The sequence below is a fragment of the Streptomyces sp. NPDC127106 genome (assembly GCF_042677605.1).
In the GTDB taxonomy this organism is placed as follows: domain Bacteria; phylum Actinomycetota; class Actinomycetes; order Streptomycetales; family Streptomycetaceae; genus Streptomyces.
On record NZ_JBHXTC010000127.1, the window covers coordinates 1 to 2,266 of the forward strand.

Here is a 2,266-nt window from a genome sequence, read left to right on the forward strand (position 1 = left end):
GAATTCACTTTAGAATAATACATAAGAATAGAGTTGGATCTGTTTTTTCTGTAAATGGGCAGCGTTCGAATTTGGCGTGAGTCAACGGTATCCGGAACGTAGGGAGGATTAAGGAGTTGTCTCGCTCAGCGCCACCCGGACCCTTTCAGCACTCAAACAAACCCGTTTGTTTGACGCCAACCGGCGAGGGAGCCCCCCGGAGATGCGGGGGGTTGGGGGGATTGAATGCTGGAATCCAACGGCCATCCGTTGGTGGGTTTGGGCAAAGCCCATAGTATAAAAATTTTTTACACTATAGTTTTTTGCTTGTCTGTTAAAAGAAAAGAACTTAGTGCTATGATAAAAATAAGTGCTTCTGGCTTGCCGGCTTTTGCGCTTAAAGAGAAAGGCGGACTGTAAAAACAGTCCGTCTTTTTTTATAGCTGTTTTAAGTGTTTAAAATGCCTTGTTTTACGGGTTTAAAAAGGGTTTATTTTTAAACACCAATCCCGTTCCTCCCGAACACTAATAGCATCAGAAAAACCGAGAGTCGTTCAACATTTAGGCAAGCTTCGCCTATAAGGGTCACGGCTTTTTACTTTGTTTCAACCCGTGACCCTTATAGGCTACGCAAGGAATAAAGACCACGAACGCACGATAGAAAGATGTGAGTGTGTGGGGAGGTTGTATGTGGGAGGAACGGGAGGTAGTGAGATAGTGAGATAGTGAAGTGTATAGGGTGAATATGTGATGGGAGTGATTAGGGAGAGAGGTCAATGTTAAGAGGGGAATGTGTGAGATGAGAGTTTTGGTGTGTAGGTAAGTAGATATTGTGTGTTTGGAAGTTTGTAGATGGTGAGGATGTGTCTGAGGGTGTTCAGATTCGTTTCTGAGGGGTTTTGGATTTAAAGTCGAATAAAAAGTCGTGATGATATTCAAAAGGCTGTAAAGGGCTGTAAATGGTTTTTTAAGGTGTTTGGATTTTGTGAAAAGAAATTTAGCAGTTTTTTGATTTTTGGATTGTAGAGGTCTCTTTTAGATATAACGAAAGGGCTATTTTTTTGCTCTTTTTTCATGGGTAAAAGCAGATTTATGAAAATTATCATGGTTTTCATAGAAAATTATAAAAATTTCGTTTTCGGCTTGCCGAAAATTTTTGATTCTGCGCCCGCAACTCCGATTTAATACCTTTTTCTGTGCTACCATTTACAAAAAAAGTATTAAATTAGGGGAGGAGTTACTCGGAATGGAAGTTATTCCATCTGCGAATGTGGGGCTAAAGATAAATGAGTGGCACATGTACATAAATCGATTCGATGTTAGAAACGCTGAAAAGGTAAAAGCGGAAGTTGAACAGATGATTGATGTAATGGAAGAAAATCAAGATTTGCTTATATATTATCAGCTGATCGAGTTCAGAGACGGTTAGATGGTAGATTATTTGTTTCCAGCTGATCCCTCTAAAAAAATCAATAAAGGTGATTATTTAAAAAAGATTGAGGGGAAAGGTAAAAAACTGTCTGGAATGATGGAGTACTACACTTACTTTTTTAAAGGGATGTACGATTTTTCTGTTGGTGAGTACATAAGAGCCATTCAGTCATACAAAAAGGCTGAGAAGAAGCTTTCGAGGGTTTTGGATGAAATAGAGAAAGCTGAGTTTTATTTTAAAATGGCTGAGGTCTTTTACCATATGAAACAAACACATGTATCTATGTATTATGTGCAACAGGCATATGACATTTATAAAAAGCACGATACTTATAAAATTCATCGAATCAAGTGTCATTTTGTTATTGCCGGCAATTATGATGATTTGAGGACTCATGACAGAGCGCTTTCTCATATGAAAAAAGCTTTATTTTTGCTGGATAGTATGGAGGACCATTCTCCTTTAAAGGCAAAAGCTTTGTTGAATATGGGGAATAGTTATAACCAGATGGGAAGCCTTTTTTCGGCTGTACCTTATTATCACAAGGCTATAAAGGCAGCTAAAATAAGCGGAGCGAAGGAAATTACCCAGGCTTATTATGATTTAGCTCTGATTCATTTTAGGAACAATGAAAAGATTGAAGGACGCGGATTCTTTGGAAAAGCAATGGAGCAAGCTGAAGAATTTAACGATAGTCTGTTTCAGGATTTATTAAATGTTCTAAAGGCATTATTTATTGAGACTGGAAGCAGGCAAAAGGTCATGAATGCCCTTGAGGCATTGAGAACAGGACAAGGCTATCCATATTTTGAAGAGCTAGCTTTAATCGCTGCAGAATTTTATACTATGGATAAG

At 38.4% G+C, this 2,266-nt stretch carries 2 protein-coding genes; both read left to right on the plus strand.

What is annotated here, in order from left to right:
• The first annotated feature begins 1,225 nt into the window (after positions 1-1,225).
• Positions 1,226-1,408 carry a hypothetical protein gene (locus ACFVGY_RS37735; protein ID WP_385687101.1) on the plus strand — a complete coding sequence of 61 codons (183 nt, stop codon included), beginning with the start codon at positions 1,226-1,228 and terminating at the stop codon, positions 1,406-1,408.
• Positions 1,409-2,266: tetratricopeptide repeat protein (locus ACFVGY_RS37740; protein ID WP_385687103.1), on the plus strand; the 858-nt coding region annotated here is incomplete at its 3' end.